The organism is Anaeromyxobacter sp., from assembly GCA_016718565.1.
Classification (GTDB): Bacteria; Myxococcota; Myxococcia; order Myxococcales; family Anaeromyxobacteraceae; genus JADKCZ01.
In genome coordinates, this window is record JADKCZ010000018.1 from 716,184 (window position 1) to 739,821 (window position 23,638).

Genomic DNA, 23,638 nt, shown 5'->3' on the forward strand with positions numbered 1-23,638 from the left:
CTGCGCCCGCCCGGCGACGCTACTGGAAGGTCCGGGCGGTGCGGGCCACCGGCGCCGCCGCAGCCGCGTCGGTCTGCGCCGCGGCACGCGCCTGGGTGAGCGCCAGCGGGGTCGGGGGCGGCGGCTCGAGGTCGAGCCGCAGCACCGCCCCGAGGTTGAAGTACGCCAGCAGCCCGCCGGAGTTCTCGCCGGGCCCGCCCTCGACCACCAGCACGTAGTCGCTGCGCCGGCCGTCGTTGAGGACCACCAGGGCGTCGCGGGTGCCCGGCAGGGTCGGCTCGGGGAGGCCGCAGCAGGTGTTGGTGACCAGCACGCCCTCGCCCGGCACGCCCAGCGCGGCGTCGCCCTGGATGGCCAGGCGATTGCCGAGCACCGTGGCGTCGTCGGCCGACATCAGCAGCACCCCGGCCATGGAGAAGACGTCGAACCCGGCCGGGATGGACCCCGCCAGGTCGTTGAAGGCTGCCCGGTTGCCCTCGGGCCGGTTGGCCGGGCTGGCGTCGCCCCCCTCGGCCGCCAGCGCCCCGCGCGCCACCTGGAAGACGATGCCGGCGCCCCCACCGCACAGGCCGCCGTCGGCGCAGTCGAGCAGGGTGAGGCCGCGCACCTGGTTGGCGGTGACGCTCCAGCGGTCGCCGCCGGTGTTGGTGATCGCCTGCACCGTCCCCTGGAAGCGGTTCCCCACCACCGACACGTCGCTGGCGAAGCGGGCCAGCACGCCGAAGGCCAGCGGCGCGGTGTTCAGGCTCGAGACGCCGGCGCCGTCGAACCGGAACCCCGTGATGCGGGTGCCGCTGGCCGGGCTGGCCCCGGCCGCGCCGTCCAGCAGGAACCCCACCCGCAGCACGCCCCCCAGCGCCGGGCCACCGGCGCACCCCTCGATGACCGGCGACCCGCGCCCCAGCAGGGCGACCGCCTTGGTCACCACCGCGCCGCAGTGGCGCCCGGCGAAGACCACCACCGAGTCGCCCGGGGCGGCCGCGTCGATGGCCGCCTGGATGGTCGGGTGCTGGCCTGGGACCTGGTGGATGGCCGCCTGGGCGGCGGCAGCGTGCAGCGCGAGCGCGAGGACGAGCACCGGCCGGACCATGAGACCTCCTGGAGCTGGGTTCTTCCCATCCCATCACCCCGGGTACGTCCTGGCGAGCCCCCAATCGGAGGCTGGCGGACGTTTCCCCACCTCCCACTCGACAAGCGGGGGGGCCCGCGAGCATCTTGTCGGCCTTTCCACCCGAGAGGACCCCCCCCATGCGCTACGACCCGCTCCGCGAACTCCCCGCCCCCGCCGGCTGGGGCCCAGGCGACGTGCTGGTCGTCTTCGGGGAGCTCTTCGGCCGCGGCTACGCCAACGGCATCGTGGACGAGGCCCGCCGGGTCGGGATGACGCTGGTCGGCGCCACCGTGGGCCGGCGGGACGGCAGCGAGGGACCCTTGCGCCCCCTCAGCGCCGAGGAGCTGGCGGCGGCCGAGGCCAACCTGGGCGGCCGCATCGTCAACGTGCCGCTGGAGGCCGGCTTCGACCTGGAGGCGGTGGACGGGGGCCCCTCGCCGGCGGAGCAGCTCAAGCGGCTCAAGGGGGACAACTGGCGCGAGCTCGGCTTCGACCAGGCCGCGCTGGAGCGCTCCCGGGCGGCCGGCGCGGCGCGCTTCGAGCGCAACGCCGCGGCCTTCGCCGCCGAGCTGGCCACGCTGGTCCCGCCTGGCGCCAACCTGCTGGTGGTGCACACCATGGCCGGCGGCGTGCCGCGGGCCCGCTCGCTCCTGCCCCTCATGACGCGCCTCTTCCGGGGCACCGGAGAGAAGCACCTGGCGTCGGCCGAGGTCTGGGCCTCGCCGCTGGGGCAGCTGTGGGCTTCCAGCTTCGAGGAGGTGACGGCGCGCACCTTCCAGCGGCTGGTGGCGGCCACCGCGCCCCTGCGCACCCCCGGGCGGCGCGTCCGCTACGTGGCCTACGGCTACCACGGCTGCGAGGTGCTGATCGGCGGCCGGCTCACCTGGCAGTCCTACACGCCGTACCTGCAGGGCTGGGCCAAGATGGGGCTCGAGCAGCACGCCGAGGCGGCCTGGAAGGACGGGGTGAAGGCCACGGTCTTCAACGCCCCGGAGATCTGGACCAACTCCAGCGCCCTCTTCTCCGGCGTGGAGCTGTCGCTCTACCCGCTCCTCCTCTCGGTGCGGCAGGCCGGCGCCGAGGCCGGCGGCGCCGCGCAGGCCACCGCCGAGGCGCTCTGGGCCGCCTGCCGCGCCCTGCTGAAGGAGGGCGCGACGCTGGAGGCCATGCTGGAGCGGGCCGAGCGCTTCCTCGCCTCCCCTGCGCTGGCCCCCTTCCGGTCGCTGGAGGCCTGGCCCCAGCACTCCACCCGCGAGGAGATGGAGGTCATGCTGCCGGCCGCCGAGGAGGTGCTGGCCTTCAGCGCCGACGCCAAGAACGCCGTGGCCGGCGAGCTCTCGCGGGTGGTCTTCGGCGCGGTCGGCCGGCTCATGCTGGCCGAGGCCTGGGAGCCGTCGTCGCCGGTGCGCTGGCTCAACCACGACGTCATCGCCAGGCGCCACGTCCGGCCCTGAGCCGCTCACGGCAGCGACCCGCCCATGCCCCGGACCGCCTACCGCAGCGCCAGCGCCGCCACCATCGGCCCCTACTCGCATGCGGTGGACGCGGGGGCGCTGGTCTACCTCTCCGGCCAGACCCCCGTCGACCCCGCCACAGGCGGGCTGCAGGGCGGCGCCGTCGGCGACCAGACCAGGCGGTGCCTCCAGAACCTCTTCCAGGTCCTGGAGGCCGCCGGCCTCGGGCCGGACGACGTGGTCAAGGTCAACGTGTTCCTCACCGACATGGGCGACTTCGCCGCCATGAACGCGGTCTACGCCACCTGCTTCGCGGCCCCCTACCCGGCGCGCACCACCGTGGGCGTGGCCTCGCTGCCGCTGGGGGCGCGGGTGGAGATCGAGCTCATCGCCCTGCGGCCCCCGGGCGGCACGGCGCCGCCGGCGGCCTGACCTTAGGCCGCCATGCCCATCCCGGCCTTCCTGCGCGGCATCCTCGGCTCGCCCCCTCGCCCGGCGGCGCCCGAGCCGCGCCGCGCCGCGCTGCGGGTGCGGGTCGAGCCGCTGCACGACATCAGCTTCGGCTGGACCGGCGACGGGCCGCCGGTGGACGTGCCGGTGGCCAACCTCTCCGCCACCGGCATGGCCCTGCTGCGCGGCATCCTGCCGGAGCCGTCGGGGGCCGCGCCGACCTTCGCCGGGCTGCTCGGCCTCGGCCAGCGGCGCCTGCCGGTGGTGCTCGGCCTGGTCCACGTCAGCCACGACGTGGTGGGCTGCTGCTTCGTCGACCCAGGGCGGGCCCTGGTGGACGCCATCAACGCGCACCTGGCCGCCGAGCTCTCGGCGCTGGAGATGGCGCCGGTCGAGGCGGACCGCCTGCCGCGCCAGGACCAGGGCGCGGCGCACTGGTTCCACGGGCGCGAGAACTGCGAGCTCTACTACGTGGAGCAGGAGGGCGTGCTCCTGCGGTTCCACCTCTCCTTCCTGGGCAACTTCCTGGAGGGTGGCGCCGACCAGCCGGTGCGCTTCGGGGTCCTCACCCGCGACCGCGCCCTGGACACGGAGCGCCCCGGCGACGTCCACTGGTTCAGGATGATCAACGCCGAGCAGCTGGCCACCACCATCCGCTTCGTCTCCGGCATCCCCGGCCTCGAGCCGGGACACCGCGACGCCATCCTGAAGCTCCTCTGCTGAGCCCGGCCGCGCCAGGAGCCCACGTGGACGCAGGGAGACCCACCGTCGTCATCGCCGGCGCCACCGGCTTCGTGGGCCGCCACCTGGGGCGCAGCCTGCGCGACCGGGCCCACGTCGTCGGCCTCACCCGGGTGCTGCCCGGCCCGGGCAGCGACTGGGTGGACGAGTGGCGCACCTGCGACCTGCTGGGCCTGGCCAACACCGAGCGGGCGCTGGAGGGGGCCGAGGTCGCCTACTACCTGGTCCACTCGATGATGCCGTCGGCGCGGCTCACCCAGGGCGACTTCTGGAACCTCGACCTGATCGTCGCCGACAACTTCGCCCGCGCCGCCCGGCGGGCCGGGGTGCAGCGGATCGTCTACCTGGGCGGCATCGTCCCGGGCCGCGAGGTGCTCTCCCACCACCTCTCCAGCCGCTTCGAGGTGGAGCAGGCGCTGCGGGGCTACGGGGTGCCGGTGACCACGCTGCGGGCCGGGCTGGTGATCGGCGCCGAGGGGTCCTCCTTCCTCTCCATGGTCCGGGTGCTGGAGCGGCTGCCGGTGATCTTCTGCCCGCCCTGGGCCGACACCCTGAGCCACCCGGTGGCGCTCGCCGACGCCATCGCGCTGCTGGCCTACTGCCTGGGCGACCGGCGGACCATCGGCGAGACCTTCGACATCGGCGGCCCCGAGGTGATGTCCTACCGGACCATGATGGGCGAGATCGCGGCGGCCCTGGGGCTGCGGCGCCCCGCGGTCCCGCTGCCCATCTCCCACCCCGGCGTGCTGCAGCGCCTGGTCTCGCTGGTCAGCGGCGCGCCGCGGGAGCTCATCGAGCCGCTGGTGGAGAGCCTGCGCTACCCCATCGTGGCGCGGGAGCGGACCTTGAACGCCATGGCCGACCTGCCCGGCACGCCCTTCCCCGAGGCGGTGCGCCAGGCCGTCGCCGAGCTGCGCCGCGCCCCCCAGGGCGTGCCGCGGCTGCCCATCGCCTACCAGCGCTCGCGCACCGTCGCGGGGGGATCCACGGTGCGCTCGGTGCAGCGCCTGCCCCTGCCGGCCGGCCGGACCGCCGAGTGGGTGGCCCGCGAGTACCTCGCCTGGCTGCCGCGCTCGCTGGCGGCCCTGGTGCAGGTGGAGGTGCGGGACGACCGGATCTTCACCATCTCGCTGCGCCTGCTGCCCGGCCGGCCGCTGCTGGTGCTGGAGCGGGTCGACGACAAGAGCTGGCCCGACCGCTGGCTCTTCTCCATCACCGGGGGCCTGCTGGCCGCCCGCGGTCACCGCCAGCGCCTGGAGTTCCGGGAGGTGCTGGGGCGGCGCCACGTCCTGGTGGCCCTGCACGACTTCAGGCCCCGCCTGCCGTGGTTCCTCTACCTGCTCACCCAGGCCCGGCTGCACCTGTGGGTGATGCGCTCCTTCGCCCGCCACCTGGCGCGGCAGCCTGGCCAGTCCGGCTGAGCGGCCCTTTCGGGGCCCATGTCCCTCGTTCCAGGGACCCGGTGTCATCCGAGGCAGACGACCGCGACGAGCCACCGGGCCCGCCGCGATCACCCCCCGGCAGCACCGCCCGCGAAAGGCGCACCCCCATGACCCGCTCCCAGCTCCTCCCGGCCGCCGTCCTCGCCTTCCTCGTCGTCGCCTGCGGTCCTCTGGAGACCGACGAGGAGCTGGCCGCCCAGGACGCCGAGTTCGCCGCCGCCCTGCAGGCCCGCACCGACGGCGGCTCCAGCGGGGCCGGCGCCCTGACGCTCTCCACCGCCGCGGTCACCGCCGGCGCCGCCATCACCGGCACGGTGCGCGCCAGCGAAGGGGCAGTGGTCTACCTGACCTACTCGAAGACGCTCTTCGCCGGCCCTGGCTGGGTGCGCATCCCGAGCGGGAAGCGCAGCGCCACCTTCACGCTGGCCAGCAACCCCTTCGTCGCCGCCGCCACGGCGACCACCATCTCCGCCAGGACCTCCACCCCGGACCCGGCCAGCTTCACGTCCCTGGCCGTCGCGGTGCTCCCGGCCTCCACCCCGCCGGCCACGGCGCGCCCCCAGGTCGCCTCGGCCGTCCTGAGCCCCTCCACCGTGACCTCCGGGACCACCTCCACCTGCACCCTCACCCTGTCCGCGCCGGCGCCGTCCATGGGCGCCGCGGTGATGGTCTCCATCAGCAACGACTTCTTCGGGCTGGACGCCGACGTCCCGGCGGTGGTGGTCGTGCCGGCCGGCGCCACCAGCGCCACCTTCCCGGTCCGCACCCACCTGTCGCGCGCCATCAGCTCGTCGGCCACCGAGTACGTCGTGGCCAGCTACTTTGGCGGCACGTTCGGAGGCGCGGCGCTGCTGGTGAACGCGAACTAGGGTGGCAGGCGGCGCGCTACCGCTTCACCGGCGGTGGCGCGGCGCCCGCGGCGGCCTTCTCGACCGAGGTGATGGGCGCCTCGGTGAACAGGTAGGTCCGCAGCATCCGGTCGAACTGCGCGTCGTGTCGGCGGAGCCACTCCACCAGCATGCTGGCGTGCTCGATCTCCTCGGCGCGGTTGTGCAGGTACACGGCCTTCAGCTGGGGATCGTCGCTGACGTCGGCCCGCTGCTGGTACGAGTCGATGGCCTCCAGCTCCTCGCGCAGGCTGAGGATGGCGCGGTGCAGCTCCCGCGTGGGGCCCGACGCCTGGTCCGCCGGATCGTGGGTGGTGTCGCTCGTCATGGTGTCCTCGCCGACGTGATCGCGGCCGGCCGGAGTGCCGGGAGCGCGGCCATCCCTCGCTGCAAGGGGGCCGCCACCCTGGCAGGCCACCATCCGGCCCGTCCGGGTCAGCTGGCTGCGGCCTGATCGTCGTCCCCGACGGCGGGTCGGTCGAGGTCGAGGCCGAGGTAGCCCAGCAGCCGCCACTCGTTCTGACGGAGCCCGAGGATGCGGATGCTGACCCTGTCGCGGTGCGGCAGGAGCTTGCGCACCACCTGGGCCAGGTCGGCCGCCCTGACGTCGCGGGCCCGGGTCAGATCCAGGCGGAACTCGCCACCTGGCTCGACCTCGCCGAGCGCGTCGCTCACCACCTGGGCGACGTCGCCGCCCAGGAAGCTCTCCACCACCACGGAACGCTGCGCGCGCAAGTGCATGTGGCTCTCCCGGGCCTGACGGCGCTCGAATGGCCACATCGGCGCCTCGCCGGTGGCTGCCGGTCCCCCCGGCTGCGCGCCGGGTCGACCGAGCCGACGGACAAAGCGAGCCCCGTGCCAGCGGCCCACCGGCGCTTTCAGGCCTGGAGCGGGCTGGTGGGCGCCCCCCCCCGGTGGTCGGCCAGGCGCCCCTGTCCGTCCACGAACGTTCACGAACGGGGCCCGCCGTCCAGCCATGCGGTGTCGTGGTTCGAGGTGGACCGAGCAGGACCGGCTGCGGGGCCACCTGGGCGCACCCCCGGCGCAGGTCACCGACCCGAGACGCCCCGCCAGGTGGACGACCCCTGGCGGGGCGAGGCGTCGCGGTGTGGATCGGGGCCCCTCGAGGAGGGGCGCCGGCTCACGGGGTCTCGATGCAGGCCGTGAACGGCGCCGAGCCCACCTGGGCCGTGCCGGTGAAGTTCCAGCCGACGACCTGCCCGATGATGGCGCCGGAGCTGCTGAACCACACGATCGCGTTCGGCGCCAGGATCGACGCCTCGATGGTGGAGCCCTGGATCTCCACGCCACCCGCCTGGTCGAAGTTGAACAGGGTGCGGCCGGCCGGGAGCCCGTTCGAGGTCCAGATGACGTCGTGCAGCTGCGCGTTGCCCCCGCCGACCACGTTGACGAGGACGCCCGAGCCGGCGGGCACCTGGAGCACGAGCTCGCGGACCCCCGCCAGCAGCTCGAGGGGCACCGAGAAGACGTTCAGCACGGGCCCGGTGCCCGAGAGCAGCAGGGTGGTGCCCTGCAGCGTGGCGGTTCCGGTGGCAGGGAGGGCGGCCAGGTCCGCCGAGAGGTCCCGCAGGGGGGTGGCGGCGGCTCGGAAGTCGATCGGCCGCCCGGACGACACGGTGCCCGCCACCACCACGTCGCAGATCCAGCAGATCGTCTGGCCGACGATCAGGTCGCCGTTGACGGCGCCGTTCGTGTAGCGCAGGTCACCGCCCACCACCAGCGCCACCGAGCTGGGGCCAAGGCCCTGGCCGACCGAGAAGTTGGTCGCCCAGAAGTCGTCGCCGGCGGCGAGGGCGCCCTCGACGAAGCCGCCGTTGGTGGTGAAGTTCCCCAGCGTGAAGACGTCGAAGGGAGCAGCCGGGCCCAGGTCGCGGCACACCGGGGGCACCGGCGTCGAGCAGACGCCCGCGGTGCAGGCCGCGCCCGCGGCGCAGGCGTTGCCGCAGGCCCCGCAGTTGGCGGCGTCGGTGGCGGTGTCCACGCAGGCCACGCCGCAGGTCGTGCCCGCGCAGCCGCCGCAGCTGCCCGGCGCGATCCGGTTCGAGTCGAGCGTCACCGCGCCGTTGCGCGCCAGGGCCCGGCCGGCCAGGCTGGCGCCGGTGGCCAGGTCGATGCTGGTCAGGGCCAGGATGCTGCCGACGAAGGTGGTCCCGGTGCCGAGGGTGGCCGAGCTGCCGACCTGCCAGAACACGTTGCAGTCTTGGCCTCCGTTGACCACCCGGACCGAGGCGTTCGAGGCGGTGGTGAGGCTGCTCCCGACCTGGAAGATGAAGACGGCGTCCGGGAGGCCCTGGGCATCGAGCACCAGGTCCCCCGACAGCAGGGCCGACGAGGAGAAGCAGGTGACGCCCGCCGTCAGCGTCCGGCCCGCCAGGTCCACCCCGGTGGAGTCGAAGTCGCAGGCCCGGCCCGCCAGGTCGTCATAGCTCACCACGAGATCGGCTTGCGCCTGGAGCGCCACCGCGTCGGTGGCGTGGATCACCCCATCGCTGACCAGGCCAGGCGGGAAGCCGGTGACCGAGGTCCCCGGGGAGACGCCGAGGTCGCCGGCCACGGTGCTCGGTCCGGTGTTGGTCACGGTCTGTCCGGCCAGCACCGCGAAGGCCTGCACCGACCCGAGCGCCGGCAGGGCGGTCGCCTCCTGCCGCGGCGCGGCACCGCCCTGGCCCGAGGCCCCGCCGCAGGCCGCCAGGGCGACGGCGGCCAGGCAGGCCACCGCCAGGTGGCCGAGGCGCCGGGCGACGCCCGACGCCCTGGGAGCGGCGTGGCTCGCGCTCCCGACTGGCTGGTGCTGAGGTGCGGCGGCTCGCCCGTGGCGGGAGGTGGTCATCGTCGTGCTCCGTTCTGGTGTGCGGACCGCCGGCGCGGACCGACCGCGACACGCCCAGGCGTCGCGGCAGATCCAGCCGGTCGGATTCCAATCCGTGGCGGGACTGCATCATCCACGCCGCCCTCCAGCCGGCCCCGGGGTGGCCGCCTGCCGGCGCGGGGGCCCTGGAAGCGCCGCGGGCCGCGGCTGCCCGAGCGTTCGCGGGACGTTCGGCACGGTCCGGCGACGCCTGGTAGGTTCGGTAGCGGGGGTCATCCATGCGCTGGGCAGCCGCCACGCTCGTCACCGTCACCCTGCTGGCTGCGGTCGTCCCCGCCGAGCCTGTCCGCGCCGCCGGGCCATCCGAGGAGCCTCGCTTCCAGATCCAGGTCCACCTGGTCGGTCGCGGCGACAGCTTCTCGTTCGAGTCGACCACCACCACCAGCTACCGGCTCTGCGACATCTGGGACGGTGGCCGGCGGGGCGTGGTGGCGACCGGCGACCTCGGCCTCGGGCGCTCCATCGGCCGGGGCCTGCCGGGCATGCAGGCAACCGGGACGCCGCGCCAGCTCTTCGCCCTGCGCCGCAGCCTGCTCGGGCTCGCGGTGGGCGAGGCACTCCCCTTCTGCACCGAGCGCTCCCACGGCAGCGGCCGCGACGGCCATGGCTCGGTGGTCACCTCCGACACCGACGAGCAGGGCACCTTCCGCACCAGCGGGGTCCTGCTCGGCGACGCGCCGCCCCACCCCTTCGAGACCAGCAGCCCAGCCGGCGACGATCCGGGCCGCAACGCCACGGCCGAGCTGATCCGGACCCCCACCGGCGCCCGGCTCACCTTCTCGCCGGGGAGCGGCGAGTCCGCGGAGGACACCGACATCGGCATCATCGAGGTCAGCACCCTGTCGCTGCCGCCGTCCGAGGAGCGGAAGTTGACCTCGTTCGAGCTCACCGAGCGGGAGCTCTCCGGCTGGTCCCGCCTCACCCGCAGCGCCACCGTGGCGGGCCAGGCCCAGGTGGGCCACCTCACCGTCTCGCTGCGCCTCGCCGTGGAGCAGCCGGACCTCGGCGAGGTGCTGGTGGAGGCGGAGGGGTACGAGCGGTGGCGGCCCCTGGGGTCGCTGGCGGACGCCGCCGCGCCCGGGGCCGAGCTGGTCGTGACCGCCAGGGTGCACGCCACCGGCGACCCGTCGAGGCCGAGCGACACGAAGGTGCGGCTCACCTTCGAGCTGAAGGGGGCCTCGACGCAGCGGGGGGTCTGCAACAACTGGCCGGCCGAGGGGGCCGACTCCAGGCCGGACCTCCGCCTCCTGAAGACCCGCAACCCGCGGCTCGACGTGCCCGACGAGGCCACCGCCAGCACCCGGGGCCCCGTCGGCGAGGCCCGGCTGGTCGTCTCCAGCTTCGACTACGGCGCCTGGGGCCGGCTCCTGGTGACGGCGCTGGACGCCGAGGGGCGGGCGGTCCCGGTCACGGTGAAGGGCCGCGAGGGGAAGGTCGGCGCGGCGCTCCAGATCCCCAGGGACGACGACGAGAACCGCATCGCCGACGCCTGGCAGGAGCAGCGCGGCGTCCTCGGGCGGCTCGGCACGGACGACGCCGACGAGCTGCCGGTGGGCAACGGCTTCCCAGGTGACGGCCTGACGCTCTACGAGGAATACCGGGGCTTCCAGGTGCGGGGCGAATGGGTCGAGACCGACCCCCGCCGGAAGGACCTCTTCGTCTGCGACCGGACCGGCTTCGCCGGGGAGGGCCTGGCGCTCTTCGAGTCGGCCAGCGGGCTCACGGTCCACCAGGTGACCGGCCGGGAGCTGGGGGCGGACCGGGTCATCAACCGCCACTTCTCCGCGGGGGCCCACCTGGTGAACCAGCACGGCCTGCTCATCGAGGCCGGCGGCACGAGCCCCATCAACGTGGGCGACGAGTTCGGCCCGCCGCGCACCTCGAGCCGCATCCTCCTGCCAGCCGCACCCTCCGGCGACCCGCGCCAGCGGCAGGAGATGATCTCCGACATCGCCCACGAGGTGGCCCACGGGGTGGGGCTCCAGCACCACGGCGAGGGGCTGAAGGCGGTGCTCTTCAAGCGGGCCCGGGCCGGCGACCGGGAGGTCCTGACCAGGCAGGCGGTGGTGGGCGACTCGGACGGCGCCGTCGCCCCCGATCCCGCCTACCCTCCCACCCGCGTCCGCATCCTGCGGGAGTCGGACGGCTCCGATGTGCTGCCCGGCCCTGCCACCCCTGGCTTCGAGTGGGACGCCCGGCTGGGCGGCTACCTCACCTACGAGGCGCACCCGGGTGGCGAGACCAGCGGCGACGACACCTGCCTGATGCGCTACGGGGAGAAGGGGGTCTACCTCTCCCGCGCCGACCCTGGCTCGGTCCGCTACCTGCCGGACGGGCCTGGCCGCCGCGCCCGCACCTCGCTGTGCGACTCGCCCGCCGGCACCGGCGTGAACGCGCCTGGCCACGCGCCGCAGCCGCGGGCCGGACCGGCCACCCACGGCGACTGCAGGCGGCAGCTGGTGGTGAGCGACCGCTACCGGCCGCAGCCGGGGCCGTAGCCGGGCTACTGCTCGACGAGCTCGACCCGCCGGTTCTGGGCGCGCCCGGCCTCGGCGGCGTTGGACGCCACCGGCGCCAGCGGCCCCACGCCGGCCCCGCGGAGCCGCCCGGCCGCGATGCCGTGCCTGGCCGTGAGCACCTGCGCCACCGCCTCGCCCCGGGCCTGCGAGAGCCGCAGGTTGGGCTCGAAGGCGCCGACCGAGTCGGTGTGGCCCACCACGTGGAGCTTGAGGGCCGGGGTGGCCTTGAGGAGCCTGGCGATCTCGGCGATGGCGGCGTCGGAGGCGGGCTTCACCACCGCCAGCCCGGTGTCGAAGTAGATGCCGTGGACGGCGACGTGCCCGGTGGCCTCGAGCCCGGCCGCCAGCGCCTCGGCGCTGGCCGTGACGTCCTGCGCCATGGCCTCCTTCTCCAGCACCGTGACGCTGTACCGGTCGGGGACGTAGGCGTCGACCTTGGCCCAGAGCTCCTTGCCGTCCCTCCGGAGCATGAGGAAGAGCCCGCCGTCTTGGTCGGCGAAGCTGGTCACCGGCCCGAGCTTCCGCAGCGCGGCCTCGTGGTTGCGGTGGAGCTGCACGCGGCTGGGCTGCCGGGTCCCCTCGCCCCGGATGTAGGTGACGGTGCCCACCTTCCCCTCCACCGTCACCTCCCGCCCGGCGCCGTCGCGGAAGGTCCCCGACCCGAAGTCGAGCGCCTCGCAGTTCACGATCGAATAGCCGGGGAAGCGGCTGAACAGGGGCAGGTCCTTGCAGCCCTCGGCGTCGGGATCACCGGCGCGGGCGGGTGCGGCGAGGAGCAGGACGGCAGCCAGCAGCAGACCGCGAGGCGCGTGCACCATGGATCCCCCTCCGGGACGGCCGCCAGGTCCGGCGGTGCGCCGGTGGCGGGCGTCGAGCGGACCGATGGTCCCACGCCGACTGGGCCCGGGCAACGCTCCGTGTGGTGCGCTGCGTGCGGTGCGCCGAAACGCCGGCTCAGTCCCCCCGCCCGTGGCCGTGCCGACCAGGGCAGCGGCGCTCGTAGAGGTACGCGCCCTCGAGGGTGCTCGACTGGCCGGCCGCCCCGATGACGGTGACCGGGACCGTCCCCTCGCCGGGCGGCGTGGTGCAGGTCGCGTGGCCCTCGTCGACGACCACCACCGCCCTGGCCGGACGGTGGCCGAACCGGACCCTCATCCCGGGCTCGAAGCCCGAACCGACCAGGGTGACGCGGGTGTGGCCGGCCGCGGCGCCCCTGGGTGGGACGACCGTGGCCAGGTACGGCGCGCCGGCGTAGGTGAGGGCGGCGGCCAGGCGACCCGACCGGCCGTCGGGGTTGGTGACCACCACCTCCACCACGCCGGCCGCATGCGCCGGGGTCGTGAAGGTCATGACCCCGGGCCCCAGCAGCGTCGCGTCCGGCGCCGGGACGCCGCCCACCATCACCGTGGCCCCGGCCTCCAGGCCCTGGCCGGTGAGGCGCGCCCGGCTGCCGCCGCCGAGCGGGCTCCAGTCCGGCCTCAGGCGGAGGCGCCGCGGCTGCGCCGGCGTGAACAGCGCGGCGCCGCCCACCCAGGTCACCAGCGAGGTGGTCCCGTTGGACGCCACGTGGACGTCGGTGAAGGGGCCCGCCGAGGAGAGCAACATGCCCTCGGCGTCGACGACCGAGCCATCCGCGAGCAGCCGGGTGGCGAAGAGCGCGCCCTCCTGCCAGACGGCCAGGTAGCCCTGGCCGTCGTAGGCCAGCGCCGGCTTCTGCACCACGCGGGCCGTGGCGTTGATGACGCTGAGGACCCCCGGGGAGCCCAGGCTGGCGCCCAGGACGCCGGCCGTCTCGTGGTCGCCGAAGTCGAAGTTGTCCCACACCATGAAGTAGCCCGCGCCGTCCGAGGCCAGGTCGGCGATGGGGGACAGGCAGAGGTCGTAGGCGACGCGGCGAGCGACGCCGGTGAGGTCGCAGATCCCGTAACCCAGGGACTGCATGGCCACCTGGTACCCGACGCCGTCGGAGGCCACCAGGGGGAAGAAGTACTGCGGGGCGTGGTGCTCGTCGGCGAAGGCCCAGCTCACCAGCTGCGAGCCCTGGACGACGCCGTCCGGGCTCACCTGGGCCTGGTACACGCCGGTGATGTCGGCCCACCGGCCCGGGTACTCCTGCCAGCGCGGCTCCCGGAAGACCTCCCACACGACCTGGGACCCGCTCCCGTTCGACGCGACGGAGGGCGTGTTGCCGGACGGCCAGAGCGGCACGGCCGGGGCATCGAGCACCACCCCGCCCGGCGAGACCCTGGCGAATTCGACGCCGCCCGGGCCGGTCCAGACCACGAGGTAGCTGGCGCCGTCGAAGGCCACCGCGGCCCCCTCGACCGTGGCGCCCGCGATGGCGAAGCCGGCCGGCTCGAGGACCGCGCCGCCGCCGCCGACCCGGGTGGCGCAGAGCCCGGAGCCCGCGACGGCACAGGGCGAGCCCACCACCAGGTAGTCGACCCCGTCCGACGCCACCGCCAGGCCAGCGGCGCGCGGGTCGACCGCTCGGATGGACGGAGCGGCCAGCCCGGCCACGGGACCGGCCAGCAGCAGCGCGGCGGCAGACCACCGAAGGACGTTCGTCATGTCTGGCCTCCCAGCCCGGCGCCGCCGTGACCTCAGGAGAGGCCGGCGCACCCGCGCAGGAGAGGTTGCATCCCTCGTGCCCCTCGCCAGGTGGTCGCTCTGGGCGCTTCTTCGTTCCAGGTGGCGCGGGGCGCGCGCCGGGCTGGCGCTCGCGAACGTTCTCCGGCCGCCACGAGGCAGGTGCGCGGCACCGGGCCGGGGCGGGAGCGGGAGCTGGTTCGCCTCGCCTACCCGAAAAGAAAAACCCCGCCAGCTGGACGAGAGCTGGCGGGGCACGATGTGACCCCTACGGGAATTGAACCCATGTCTTCGACGTGAGAGGCCGACGTCCTAACCGCTAGACTAAGGGGCCAACAAGCGGACCTTCTGTACCCTCCGGCGTTGCGGCAGTCAACGCTTGGGAGGCGGATTTCGATGAAGCTGGGGGACAAGGATTCGAACCTTGATAGCCAGATCCAGAGACTGGCGTCCTGCCGTTAGACGATCCCCCAAAGTCTCCCTACTTTGGTTTCACCAGGACGAAGATTCTGGCCTCGCCCTTCAGCTCGTAGACGTTCAACCCTTCCCAGGTCCCGGGCTTCGCGTCCGGGTTCTCGATGTGGACGGCCTTCACGCCTGGTTGGTCGGCGATGGGGCGCCTGGGGTGCTTCGCCGGCGGAAAGGCCGTGCGCAGATGCTTGAGGAGATCCTCGTACGACCGCGCCACCTGGTACCGGTTCTCGCCGATCCGCCTCGCGTCGTCCGGGAGCGTCGCGCCGGCCACCTTGTCGGCCAGCGAGACGCCCGGGAGCGCCACGAGGAGTGCGGCGAGAGCGGCCTTATATCGAGGCGCGGCGGTCATGGTCAAGCGTCCGGTGTACCCCCCGGAGCCCCCCCGGTCAACGCCGCCGCCGAAGGCCCACCCCGGCCGCGCCCGAGGCCCGGCGTCGGGCGCCGGCGCCGGGCGGTCCACCTAGCGCCACACGCCGTAGGTCCGGCCCTTGTGCCCGGGCTCGCGCAGCACCAGGCCGGTCCGCTTCAGGGCCTCGGCCGCCTTGGGCCCGACCCAGTAGCCCTTGGGGTCGCTGCGCCGCCAGCTCTTGCGGAAGAAGTCGTGCAGCTCGTCGAAGACGAAGGTGAGCGCCCGCGGCTTGCCGCGCTTGTCCTCGGTGGCGCCGGTGACGATCAGCTCGGCCCACAGCCGCCCGCCCATCAGCTCGTTGGCCTCGTTGCGGTGGCAGCGCTCGTAGTGGAAGACCGGCGACGGGATCTCCTCGATCTTGAGCAGCCCCTTGTCCGGCCCCCGCTTGATGGGGTGGACCGCCACCGGCGCGAGCTTCTCGAAGGCCAGGTAGTAGGTGTTCTCGACCAGCTGGTCCAGCATGTGCTCGGTGGCCACGGGCGGGACCCAGCCGGGCGGGAACAGCTCGGGGTAGCAGGTGATCTCGTGCCGGGCGAGCAGGCGGAAGAGCGCCTTCTCGTCGTCGGGGAGCATGAAGAAGTCGAGGGTGGAGGCCATGAGGCGGCGGACTCTACACCGGCCGGCCGCCCAGCGCCCGACCGGCCAGGGCGTGGTAGCTCCGGGTGATGCGGGCGGCCAGGATCACCAGCTCGCCCAGGTCGGAGGCCTCCACCGGGCGGCCCCGGCCGGCGTCGGCGTACAGCACGTTGACCACCCGCCCCAGCGCCAGCACCGGCACCAGCAGGGCGCTCTGCGGCACGCCGCCGCCCAGCCCCTTGAGCAGCCGCACGTTGGCCCAGGTCTTGTGGAGCGGCCCGACGTAGGGGGCGCGGGTGGCCACCACCGTGGCCACCACCCCCGGCAGGTCCACCGGCATCCGCAGCCGGTGCACCAGCTCGGGCGTCAGGTCGCCGCCCAGGCCGGCCCAGCCGCGGGCCTCGCCGCCGTGCACCGCCAGCAGCAGGACCCGCTCGAAGCGGGTGCGGGCGTAGCGCAGCACGGTGCGGGCGATGGTCTGCCGGTCCGCCCCCCCCTCCAGGAAGCGCACCGCCTCCTCGAAGGCGAGCGGTGAGGACGCGGCGGCGGGGTCGGCCGGCGGGGCGCCCGGCACGGGCGTGGTGGTGGGGAGCGCCGCCGGCGGGCGGTGGGCGGTGGCGCGGCTCAGCTCGTCGAGCACGTCGAGGGTGAGCGGCGGCACCTCGAGCTGGGCCAGGAGCGGCCCCACCGGCACCGGGGGCGCGCCGGTCGGGGGGGCGTAGGCCACCGCCGGATCGGGGGGCGGCCCGGGGGCCAGCTGGACGGCACGCAGGGCGCCGGGCGGCGGGGTGGCGGCCAGGCCGATCTGGCCGTACAGGTCCTCGAACCCGGCCTCGTCCATCAGGTCCGGGGTGGGCGGGGCCGGAGGCTCCGGGGGCGGGAGGGCGGCGCGGCGCCCCATGTCCAGGCCGCGGTGCTCCCGGTCGACGCCGTAGGCGCGGCTCAGGATGCGCCACAGCCGGGCCTCCGGCACCACGAAGGCGTGCACGTCCTTGCCGGTGGCGAAGGCCACCTCGTCGAGCATGCGCAGGTCGCGCGGGTCGCGGGCCAGCACCGCCAGCCGCCGGTCGGCCAGCAGGAACGGCACCACGTCCCAGCGGTCCGCCACGCGGCGATCCAGGAGCCTGAGCGCCCGGGGCTCGGGGGGCAGGTCCCCGTAGAGCGCCGCCGCCCCGCTCTGGCGCCCCAGGGTGAAGGCCAGCACGTCCTCGGTGACCAGCCCCAGCTCGAGCAGGTTGGTGCCGAGCCGCCCACCGAAGATGGCCTGGTTCTGCAGGGCCTCCCGCACCAGGTCGGCGGTGCAGACCCCGTCTTCGACCAGGAGCTCCCCGAGGCGCTGCGTCATGGCTGGAAGGATGCTAGCCCAACGGACGGTACGCTCGCCAACCGCCGGCTCCCTGGCGGGTCGCCGCGGCCCGGAGCGGCGGGGCGGAGGCGAGGCCGCCGGGTGAACCGCGCCAGGGCCCGCCCCCCCGGCCGGTCACCCGCGTCCGGGCCGGGTCAGGCGCGCCGGGTCCAGCAGCCGGCGCGCCTGCGACGGGGTCAGCCCCCCCAGCTCCACCGCCAGGTCCGCGATGGACCGGCCGCTGGCCACCGAGGCCTTGACGATGGCGGCGGCGCGGGCGTAGCCGAGGCGCGGCGCCAGCGCGGTGGCCAGGCTGACGGTGCGCTCGGCGTAGTGGCGGGCCCGCGCCGCGTCGGCGGTCAGCCCGCGGGCGCAGCGCCGGTCGAAGGCCCGCACCGCCGCGGCGGTGATCTGCAGGGCGTGGCACAGGTCGAAGGCCACCAGCGGCATCATCACGTTCAGCTCGAGCTGCCCGCCGGCGGCGGCCGCGGCGATGGCGGCGTCCAGCCCGATGACCTGGTAGCAGACCATGGCCAGCATCTCGGCCATGGAGGGGTTCACCTTGCCGGGCATGATGGAGGAGCCGGGCTGCACCGGCGGCAGCCGCAGCTCGCCCAGGCCGGTGGCCGGGCCGCTGCCCAGCAGCCGCACGTCGCCGCCGATGCGCAGCAGCTCCACCGCCGCGCCGCGCAGGGCGCCGGAGAGCGCCACGAACGGGGCCAGCGACTGCATGGCCGCGGTGAGGCTGGGCGCCGGGGCCAGCGGCACGCCGGTGAGGCGCGACAGCTCGGCCACCACCAGCGCCTGGTAGCGCGGGTGGGCGTTCAGTCCGGTGCCCACGGCGGTGCCGCCCAGCCCCACCAGCGAGAGCTCCGGCAGGGCGTCGCGCACCCGGCCGGCCGAGGAGCGCAGGGTGGCGGCCCAGCCCGAGACCTCCTGCCCCAGCCGGATGGGCGTGGCGTCCATCAGGTGGGTCCGCCCGGCCTTGACCACCCCGTCCCAGGCGCGCGCCTTCCGCTCGAAGGTGGCGGCCAGGCCCGACAGCGCCTCGATGACGGCCGGCGCCAGCTCCAGCGCCGCCAGCCGGATGGCGGTGGGCACCACGTCGTTGGTGGACTGGCCCAGGTTGACGTCGTCGTTGGGATCGACCAGCGCCCGGTCGCCGCGGCGCCCGCCCAGGAGCTCGCAGGCCCGGTTGGCCAGCACCTCGTTGACGTTCATGTGGTGCGAGGTGCCGGCGCCGGCCTGGTAGACGTCCACCACGAACTGGCCGGGCCAGCGGCCGGACAGCACCTCGCGGGCCGCCCGCTCGATGGCCCGGGCCTTCCTCGGCGGCAGGAGCCCGAGGCGGGCGTTGGTGCGGGCGGCGGCCAGCTTGATGCGGACCGTGGCGGTCACGAAGGCCGGGTGGGCCGTCAGGCCGGAGATGGGGAAGTTCTCCACCGCCCGGGCGGTCTGGGCGCCCCACAGCGCGTCGAGCGGCACGCGCACCTCGCCCATGGTGTCCTGCTCGCCGCGGGTCCGCCTGGTCTTCCTGGTGGCCATGGGCCGGAGCCTAGCGCCAAAGCGCGGCCCGCGGCGGCGGCCCTGATGAGGGGGGGGGCGCTACTCCAGCGCGATCTCGACGGCCCGGGCCGCGCCGTCCACCAGGTACCAGAGCCGCACCTGCTGGCCTGCCTGCAGCGCCGACGGGGCCCCCACCGGCTTGCCCGCGGCGTCGAAGACCTGCACGTCGGGACCGGCCTTGAAGGTCACCAGGCCAGCGGCCGTCTTCACCACCACCTCGCCCTTGACCGCCTCGGTGGAGACCACCACCCCGGCGTCGCACTTGGTCCGGTCGGTGGCCGCGGCGAGGCGCGGCGCGGGGAAGGGCAGCGCGGCGAGCAGCAGGGCGGCGAGCAGGGCGTTCATGGCGACCCAGTATGGCGCGCCGCCAGGCGCGAGGCCAGCCGCCGGAACCCCAGCTCGCTCTTCACGTCCTCCACCTCCCCCGCCTCGCAGGCCCGGATGGCGGCCTGCAGCTCGCGCCACTGCAGGAGGGCGCCCTCCTCGAGCGGCGAGCCGTCGCCGCCCTGGGGCGCCGGGAACGGCCCGTCGCCGCCGCTGCGCAGGACCTCCGCCTCCAGGAGGTGGATCTTCTCCGAGGCGATGCCCGGCACCAGGAAGAAGGGGGCGCCCAGCAGGCGCAGCTGCCCTGGCGTCAGCGTCACCCCGGCCTCCTCGGCGGCCTCCTCCATGGCGCGCCGCCGGAGCGCCCCCTCCCCGGTCTCTCCGGCCTCCAGCACCCCGGCCACGATCTCCTCCACCAGCAGGTACTCCGGCTCCGGCAGCGCCGTGACCTGCCCGCGCCGGAAGTAGGCGGCCGGCCGCAGCCCGCGCCGGGTCAGCACCTCGACGCCGCGCGGCGTGCGGGCCCACAGGACCACGGCCACGGCGTCCAGGGTGGGCCGGTCGATGACGTCGATGGGGTACTCCGCCGAGGTGCTGCCGTCGGCGCGCCGGTTGACGTGCCCGGTAGCGCTTGAGCCGCAGGAACCCCTCGTCGCAGCGGGCGCTGGCGGTCCGGTCCTCGACGATCTCGATGGCGGTGACCTCGATCATCCGCCCATCCTGCCCGGGAGGGCTCGCCGCGCAAGCCCGCCGCGCCTGGCCGCTCCCGCGCCGCCCGGGCGGAGGGCCTGGTCGCACCACCTCGAGGGGTGGGCCGGCGCGGACCTGCGGCATCGCGGCGCGGCCGGGCCTGGCCCCTGCCTGGCCGGGGGCGCCGTGCGCTAGGGTGGACGACGAGCCTGCCGGAGCGGAGGGCGGACCAGGGGAGTCGGCATGGGGGAGTCGAGCGCGGTGCGGGGCCCGTCCACCTGGTTCCTGCCGGCGGAGCGCGCCGCGCCGGCCCTGCTGGCCCGCCAGATCGCCCACGCCACCTCGAACCCGGTGGTCGACGCCATGCTGCGCAGCTGGGGCGGCGCAGTGGCGGTGCTCAACGAGCAGCGCCAGCTGGTGGCCCTGAACGCCACCTACCTGGAGGTGGTGGGGGCGGCCGACCCGGCCGCGGTGCTGGGGCTCCGCCCGGGCGAGGCCATCGGCTGCACCCACGCAGCGGCCCACCCGGGTGGGTGCGGCACGGCCCGAGCCTGCGCCACCTGCGGCGCGGCGGTGGCCATCGTCTCCTCGGTGGCCCGCGAGCGGCCCGAGGAGCGCGACTGCGTCCTCACCGTCGCCCGCGACGGCGCCCCGCTGGCGCTCGACCTGCGGGTGCGCGCCGCGCCGCTCACCCTGGACGGCCTGACCTTCACCCTGGTGACCATCACCGACGTCACCGCCGAGCGCCGCCGCGCCGCGCTGGAGCGCGCCTTCTTCCACGACCTGGCCAACCTGGTGGCCGGGCTGGCCGGCGCGGCCGACGCGCTCGACGACCCCGATCCGGCGGCGGCCGCGGCGGTGTCGGACGACGTGCGCGCCCTGACGGCGCGGCTGTCGCGCGAGGTGCAGGTGCAGCGGGCCCTGGCCTCGGCCCGTCCGGGCGCGCTGCACCTCGCGGTGGAGCGGCTGGCGCTGGGGCCGGCGCTGGCGCAGCTGCGCAGCCTCTTCCAGCACCACCCGTCGGCGGCCGGCAAGCGGCTGGCCGTGGCGGCGCCCTCCGACTTGCCGGCGCTGGACACCGACGGCGACCTGCTGCAGCGGGTGCTGACCAACATGCTGGTGAACGCCTTCGAGGCCACCCCGCCGGGCGGCGAGGTGCGGCTCTCGGTGGCCGAGGAGGACGGGCGGGTGGCCTTCCGCGCCTGGAACCAGGGGGCCATCCCGCCCTCGGTGACCCCGCGCATCTTCCAGCGCTACTTCACCACCAAGGTGGGCGTGGGGCGCGGCCAGGGCACCTTCGTGATGAAGTTCTTCGGCGAGACCGCCCTGGGCGGCCGGCTGGGCTTCACCAGCTCCGCCGCGGCCGGCACCACCTTCGAGCTCACCCTGCCCCGCTCCATCGGCGTGCCCGCCCTGGCGACGAGCCAGGGCGGGCCGATGGCCTGAGGCGCGCCTAGCCGACGACGCGGAGCTTGCCGCCCGCGGGCTGGTACTCGGGCAGCTCGTCGAACTGCAGGTACCGGTAGACCTTGTCCGCCCTGGGCGCGATCTTGGCGTTGAAGGCCTCGAAGTACTCCGCCTTGGTGGGCAGCTTGCCCATGGTGGCGGCCATGGCGCCGAGCTCCGCCGAGCCCAGGAACACCTTCGCCCCGGCGCCCATGCGGTCGTCGAAGTTGCGGGTCGAGGTGGAGAAGACCGTCACCGCGTCGGGCACGCGCGCCTGGTTGCCCATGCACAGCGAGCAGCCGGCCGTCTCGATGCGGGCGCCGATGGCGCTATAGGTGGTGAAGTAGGCCTCGTCGCGCAGCTGCTGCTGGTCCATCCGGGTGGGCGGGCAGAGCCAGGTGCGGACGGCCGGGTTGAACTTGGCCCCCTTCCAGATCTCACCGGCCGCGCGGAAGTGGCCGATGTTGGTCATGCAGGAGCCCAGGAAGACGTCGTCGATCTTGGTGCCGGCCACCTCGGAGAGCACCTTCACGTCGTCCGGGTCGTTGGGGCAGGCCAGGATGGGCTCGGTGATCTCGCCCAGGTCGATCTCGAAGACCTTCTGGTACTCGGCGTGCTTGTCGGCCTTGAGCACCTCGGGCTTCTTGAGCCACTTCTGCACCGCGGCGATGCGGCCCTCGAGCGCCGCCACGTCGCCGTACCCGTCGGCGATCATCTTCTTCATGAGCGCCACGTTGGAGCGCAGGTAGTTGGCGATGGTCTTGGGCGAGAGGGCCACGCAGGCCGCCGCGGCGGAGCGCTCGGCGGCGGCGTCGGTCAGCTCGAAGGCCTGCTCGACGGTCAGGTCGGGCAGCCCCTCCATCTCCAGGATGGCGCCGTTGAAGATGTTCTTCTTGCCCTTCTTCGGCACCGTCAGGTCACCCGACTTGATGGCCCACAGCGGGATGGCGTTGACCACGTCGCGCAGGGTGATGCCGGGGGCGAGCTTCCCGGTGAAGCGCACCAGCACGCTCTTGGGCATCTCCAGCGGCATGAAGCCGAGCGCCGCGCCGAAGGCCACCAGGCCAGAGCCGGCCGGGAAGCTGATGCCGATGGGGAAGCGGGTGTGCGAGTCGCCGCCGGTGCCCACCGTGTCGGGGAGGAGGAGCCGGTTGAGCCAGGAGTGGATGACGCCGTCACCGGGCCGCAGCGCCACGCCGCCGCGGGCCTGGACGAAGGCCGGCAGCGAGGCGTGCATCTTCACGTCGGCCGCCTTGGGGTAGGCCGCCGTGTGGCAGAAGGACTGCATCACCATGGGCGCCTGGAACTTCAGGCAGGCCAGCTCCTTGAGCTCGTCGGCGGTCATGGGGCCGGTGGTGTCCTGCGAGCCCACCGTGGTCATCTTCGGCTCGACGTACCAGCCGGGCAGCGCGCCCGGCAGGCCGCAGGCCTGGCCGACCATCTTCTGCGCCAGCGTGTAGCCCTGCCCCTTCTTGGCGGGCGGGTTGCTCTTGACCACGAAGGTGGTGGCGGGCCCCTGCTTCAGGGCCTTGCGGGCCCGCTCGGTGAGGGCGCGGCCGATGATCAGCGGGATGCGCCCGCCGGCCTGGAACTCGTCGCGGATGGAGTCCGGCGAGAGCGTGAAGGTGGAGAGCACCTCGCCGGCCTGGCTGCGGATCTGGCCCTGCCTGGTGTCCACCACCACCACGTCGCCCATCTTGAGCCGGGAGACGTCGGCCTTGTTGATGGGCAGCGCGCCGGAGTCCTCGGCGGTGTTGAAGAAGATGGGGGCGATGACGCCGCCGATGATGACGCCGCCGTTCCGCTTGTTGGGCACGAACGGGATGTCCTCGCCGATGGCCCACTGGACGCTGTTGCAGGCCGACTTGCGCGACGAGCCGGTGCCGACCACGTCGCCCACGAAGGCCACCTCGAAGCCGGCGGCGCGGTACTCGGCGATGGTGGCCAGGCCGGCCGGGAACTTGGTCTTGCCCATGGCCAGCGAGTGCAGCGGGATGTCCGGGCGGGTGGCGGCGTCGCCGGCCGGCGAGAAGTCGTCGGTGTTGATCTCGCCGTCGACGCGGAAGACCTTCACCGTGATGGTCTCGGGCACGCCCTTGCGGGAGGTGAACCACTCGGCGGCGGCCCAGGACTCCAGCACCTTCTTGGCGGCGGGGTTCTTGGCCTTGGCCAGCGCGGCCACCTCGTCGAAGGCGTCGTAGACGTAGATGATGCGGGAGAGCGCGGTGGCGGCCAGGTCGGCCAGCCCCTTCACCTGCAGCGCGGCCACCAGCGGCGGCACGTTGAAGCCGCCGCCCATGGTGCCGAGCAGCTCGACGGCCTTCTTCTTGTCGATGAGCGGGCTCTTCTGCTTGCCCTTGACCAGGTCGGCCAGGAAGGCGGCCTTGACCGCGGCGGCGGGGTCCACGCCGGGGGAGACCCGGTCGGTGAGCAGGCCGAGGAGGAACTGCTCCTTGCCCTTGGGCGGCTTCACGAGGAGCTTCACCAGCTCCCGGGTCTGCTCGGGATCGAGCGGCTTGGCCGGGATGCCCTGCGTCTTCCGCTCCGCCTCGTGCTTCAGGTACGCCTCGATCACGTGGGTTCTCCTTGGCCGGTTGGGCTCGAAGATGCTCCGAGGATGGTGCTCGGGGAGGCGCCTCGTTTACCACGCCGCGGTGTGGGTGTCAGCCGCGCCTACCCCGAAAACCGCCCTGAGATTCGCCGCTTGGGAGGACCGGTGCGGTCC

General features: G+C 74.6%; 19 protein-coding genes, 2 tRNA genes and 1 pseudogene. 7 read left to right on the forward strand and 15 right to left on the reverse strand.

Going from position 1 to position 23,638, the window contains the following annotated elements:
* Positions 1–19: 19 nt before the first annotated feature.
* On the reverse strand, positions 20–1,078 hold the full coding sequence (locus tag IPO09_22085) for a hypothetical protein (protein MBK9519962.1): 1,059 nt from the start codon (positions 1,076–1,078) through the stop codon (positions 20–22).
* A gap of 170 nt (positions 1,079–1,248) precedes the next feature.
* On the opposite strand from IPO09_22085, the gene IPO09_22090 reads away from it, so the two are divergent.
* From IPO09_22090 to IPO09_22110, 5 genes are all read left to right on the forward strand, one after another.
* A complete protein-coding gene (locus IPO09_22090; GenBank protein ID MBK9519963.1) occupies positions 1,249–2,565 on the forward strand; it encodes a hypothetical protein in 1,317 nt (438 codons plus the stop codon).
* Positions 2,566–2,589: 24 nt separating this feature from the next.
* Positions 2,590–2,997: a RidA family protein gene (locus tag IPO09_22095; GenBank protein ID MBK9519964.1), complete on the forward strand. Its 408-nt coding sequence runs from the start codon at positions 2,590–2,592 to the stop codon at positions 2,995–2,997.
* 12 nt (positions 2,998–3,009) lie between these two features.
* Positions 3,010–3,738, forward strand: coding sequence for a hypothetical protein (locus IPO09_22100; protein ID MBK9519965.1), 729 nt, complete (start codon positions 3,010–3,012; stop codon positions 3,736–3,738).
* 23 nt (positions 3,739–3,761) lie between these two features.
* Positions 3,762–5,177 (forward strand): NAD-dependent epimerase/dehydratase family protein, encoded by a 1,416-nt coding sequence (locus IPO09_22105; GenBank protein MBK9519966.1) that lies wholly within the window; start codon positions 3,762–3,764, stop codon positions 5,175–5,177.
* 128 nt (positions 5,178–5,305) lie between these two features.
* Positions 5,306–6,067 carry a hypothetical protein gene (locus IPO09_22110; protein ID MBK9519967.1) on the forward strand — a complete coding sequence of 254 codons (762 nt, stop codon included), beginning with the start codon at positions 5,306–5,308 and terminating at the stop codon, positions 6,065–6,067.
* Between the two features lie 16 nt (positions 6,068–6,083).
* Here the strand turns inward: IPO09_22110 and IPO09_22115 are convergent, their stop codons facing one another.
* The 3 genes from IPO09_22115 to IPO09_22125 all read right to left on the reverse strand — a co-directional run bounded on the left by IPO09_22115 (position 6,084) and on the right by IPO09_22125 (position 8,936).
* Positions 6,084–6,413, reverse strand: a complete 330-nt coding sequence (locus IPO09_22115) for a ferritin (protein ID MBK9519968.1) — start codon at positions 6,411–6,413, stop codon at positions 6,084–6,086.
* 107 nt (positions 6,414–6,520) lie between these two features.
* On the reverse strand, positions 6,521–6,826 hold the full coding sequence (locus IPO09_22120) for a hypothetical protein (protein MBK9519969.1): 306 nt from the start codon (positions 6,824–6,826) through the stop codon (positions 6,521–6,523).
* 400 nt (positions 6,827–7,226) lie between these two features.
* Positions 7,227–8,936 carry a DUF3494 domain-containing protein gene (locus IPO09_22125; GenBank protein MBK9519970.1) on the reverse strand — a complete coding sequence of 570 codons (1,710 nt, stop codon included), beginning with the start codon at positions 8,934–8,936 and terminating at the stop codon, positions 7,227–7,229.
* A 257-nt stretch (positions 8,937–9,193) separates the two neighbouring features.
* Between IPO09_22125 and IPO09_22130 the strand changes: the two genes are divergently transcribed.
* Positions 9,194–11,473 carry a hypothetical protein gene (locus tag IPO09_22130; protein MBK9519971.1) on the forward strand — a complete coding sequence of 760 codons (2,280 nt, stop codon included), beginning with the start codon at positions 9,194–9,196 and terminating at the stop codon, positions 11,471–11,473.
* A 5-nt stretch (positions 11,474–11,478) separates the two neighbouring features.
* Here the strand turns inward: IPO09_22130 and IPO09_22135 are convergent, their stop codons facing one another.
* The 10 genes and pseudogenes from IPO09_22135 to IPO09_22180 form a co-directional block, all read right to left on the reverse strand.
* Positions 11,479–12,312, reverse strand: coding sequence for an OmpA family protein (locus IPO09_22135; GenBank protein ID MBK9519972.1), 834 nt, complete (start codon positions 12,310–12,312; stop codon positions 11,479–11,481).
* Between the two features lie 136 nt (positions 12,313–12,448).
* Positions 12,449–14,065 carry an IPT/TIG domain-containing protein gene (locus IPO09_22140; protein ID MBK9519973.1) on the reverse strand — a complete coding sequence of 539 codons (1,617 nt, stop codon included), beginning with the start codon at positions 14,063–14,065 and terminating at the stop codon, positions 12,449–12,451.
* Between the two features lie 280 nt (positions 14,066–14,345).
* Positions 14,346–14,417, reverse strand: a tRNA-Glu gene (locus tag IPO09_22145).
* A 68-nt stretch (positions 14,418–14,485) separates the two neighbouring features.
* Positions 14,486–14,556, reverse strand: a tRNA-Gln gene (locus IPO09_22150).
* A gap of 8 nt (positions 14,557–14,564) precedes the next feature.
* A complete protein-coding gene (locus tag IPO09_22155; GenBank protein MBK9519974.1) occupies positions 14,565–14,906 on the reverse strand; it encodes a hypothetical protein in 342 nt (113 codons plus the stop codon).
* A 111-nt stretch (positions 14,907–15,017) separates the two neighbouring features.
* A complete protein-coding gene (locus tag IPO09_22160; GenBank protein MBK9519975.1) occupies positions 15,018–15,563 on the reverse strand; it encodes a hypothetical protein in 546 nt (181 codons plus the stop codon).
* Between the two features lie 13 nt (positions 15,564–15,576).
* Entirely contained in the window at positions 15,577–16,887 is a 1,311-nt protein-coding gene (locus IPO09_22165) for a general secretion pathway protein GspE (protein ID MBK9519976.1), read from the reverse strand.
* Positions 16,888–17,022: 135 nt separating this feature from the next.
* Complete coding sequence (locus IPO09_22170; protein MBK9519977.1) at positions 17,023–18,432, reverse strand: aspartate ammonia-lyase; 1,410 nt, start codon at positions 18,430–18,432, stop codon at positions 17,023–17,025.
* Positions 18,433–18,492: 60 nt separating this feature from the next.
* Positions 18,493–18,798 carry a hypothetical protein gene (locus IPO09_22175; protein MBK9519978.1) on the reverse strand — a complete coding sequence of 102 codons (306 nt, stop codon included), beginning with the start codon at positions 18,796–18,798 and terminating at the stop codon, positions 18,493–18,495.
* A pseudogene (locus IPO09_22180) lies at positions 18,795–19,488 on the reverse strand (NUDIX hydrolase). The gene IPO09_22175 and the pseudogene IPO09_22180 overlap by 4 nt, the downstream one beginning before the upstream one ends.
* A 222-nt stretch (positions 19,489–19,710) precedes the next feature.
* Here IPO09_22180 and IPO09_22185 point away from each other — a divergent pair.
* Positions 19,711–20,913, forward strand: coding sequence for a sensor histidine kinase (locus IPO09_22185; GenBank protein ID MBK9519979.1), 1,203 nt, complete (start codon positions 19,711–19,713; stop codon positions 20,911–20,913).
* Between the two features lie 7 nt (positions 20,914–20,920).
* Here IPO09_22185 and IPO09_22190 read toward each other — a convergent pair whose 3' ends face one another.
* Positions 20,921–23,488 (reverse strand): bifunctional aconitate hydratase 2/2-methylisocitrate dehydratase, encoded by a 2,568-nt coding sequence (locus IPO09_22190; protein MBK9519980.1) that lies wholly within the window; start codon positions 23,486–23,488, stop codon positions 20,921–20,923.
* Positions 23,489–23,638 lie beyond the last annotated feature (150 nt).

What these genes read in the sequence shown, in the direction of transcription:
- IPO09_22090 (MBK9519963.1), top strand. Translation starts at nt 1,249, where the DNA reads ATGCGCTACGACCCGCTCCGCGAACTCCCCGCCCCCGCCGGCTGGGGC.
- IPO09_22095 (MBK9519964.1), top strand. Translation starts at nt 2,590, where the DNA reads ATGCCCCGGACCGCCTACCGCAGCGCCAGCGCCGCCACCATCGGCCCC.
- IPO09_22100 (MBK9519965.1), top strand. Translation starts at nt 3,010, where the DNA reads ATGCCCATCCCGGCCTTCCTGCGCGGCATCCTCGGCTCGCCCCCTCGC.
- IPO09_22110 (MBK9519967.1), top strand. Translation starts at nt 5,306, where the DNA reads ATGACCCGCTCCCAGCTCCTCCCGGCCGCCGTCCTCGCCTTCCTCGTC.
- IPO09_22115 (MBK9519968.1), bottom strand. Translation starts at nt 6,413, where the DNA reads ATGACGAGCGACACCACCCACGATCCGGCGGACCAGGCGTCGGGCCCC.
- IPO09_22120 (MBK9519969.1), bottom strand. Translation starts at nt 6,826, where the DNA reads ATGCACTTGCGCGCGCAGCGTTCCGTGGTGGTGGAGAGCTTCCTGGGC.
- IPO09_22125 (MBK9519970.1), bottom strand. Translation starts at nt 8,936, where the DNA reads ATGACCACCTCCCGCCACGGGCGAGCCGCCGCACCTCAGCACCAGCCA.
- IPO09_22130 (MBK9519971.1), top strand. Translation starts at nt 9,194, where the DNA reads ATGCGCTGGGCAGCCGCCACGCTCGTCACCGTCACCCTGCTGGCTGCG.
- IPO09_22135 (MBK9519972.1), bottom strand. Translation starts at nt 12,312, where the DNA reads ATGGTGCACGCGCCTCGCGGTCTGCTGCTGGCTGCCGTCCTGCTCCTC.
- IPO09_22140 (MBK9519973.1), bottom strand. Translation starts at nt 14,065, where the DNA reads ATGACGAACGTCCTTCGGTGGTCTGCCGCCGCGCTGCTGCTGGCCGGT.
- IPO09_22155 (MBK9519974.1), bottom strand. Translation starts at nt 14,906, where the DNA reads ATGACCGCCGCGCCTCGATATAAGGCCGCTCTCGCCGCACTCCTCGTG.
- IPO09_22160 (MBK9519975.1), bottom strand. Translation starts at nt 15,563, where the DNA reads ATGGCCTCCACCCTCGACTTCTTCATGCTCCCCGACGACGAGAAGGCG.
- IPO09_22165 (MBK9519976.1), bottom strand. Translation starts at nt 16,887, where the DNA reads ATGACGCAGCGCCTCGGGGAGCTCCTGGTCGAAGACGGGGTCTGCACC.
- IPO09_22170 (MBK9519977.1), bottom strand. Translation starts at nt 18,432, where the DNA reads ATGGCCACCAGGAAGACCAGGCGGACCCGCGGCGAGCAGGACACCATG.
- IPO09_22175 (MBK9519978.1), bottom strand. Translation starts at nt 18,798, where the DNA reads ATGAACGCCCTGCTCGCCGCCCTGCTGCTCGCCGCGCTGCCCTTCCCC.
- IPO09_22185 (MBK9519979.1), top strand. Translation starts at nt 19,711, where the DNA reads ATGGGGGAGTCGAGCGCGGTGCGGGGCCCGTCCACCTGGTTCCTGCCG.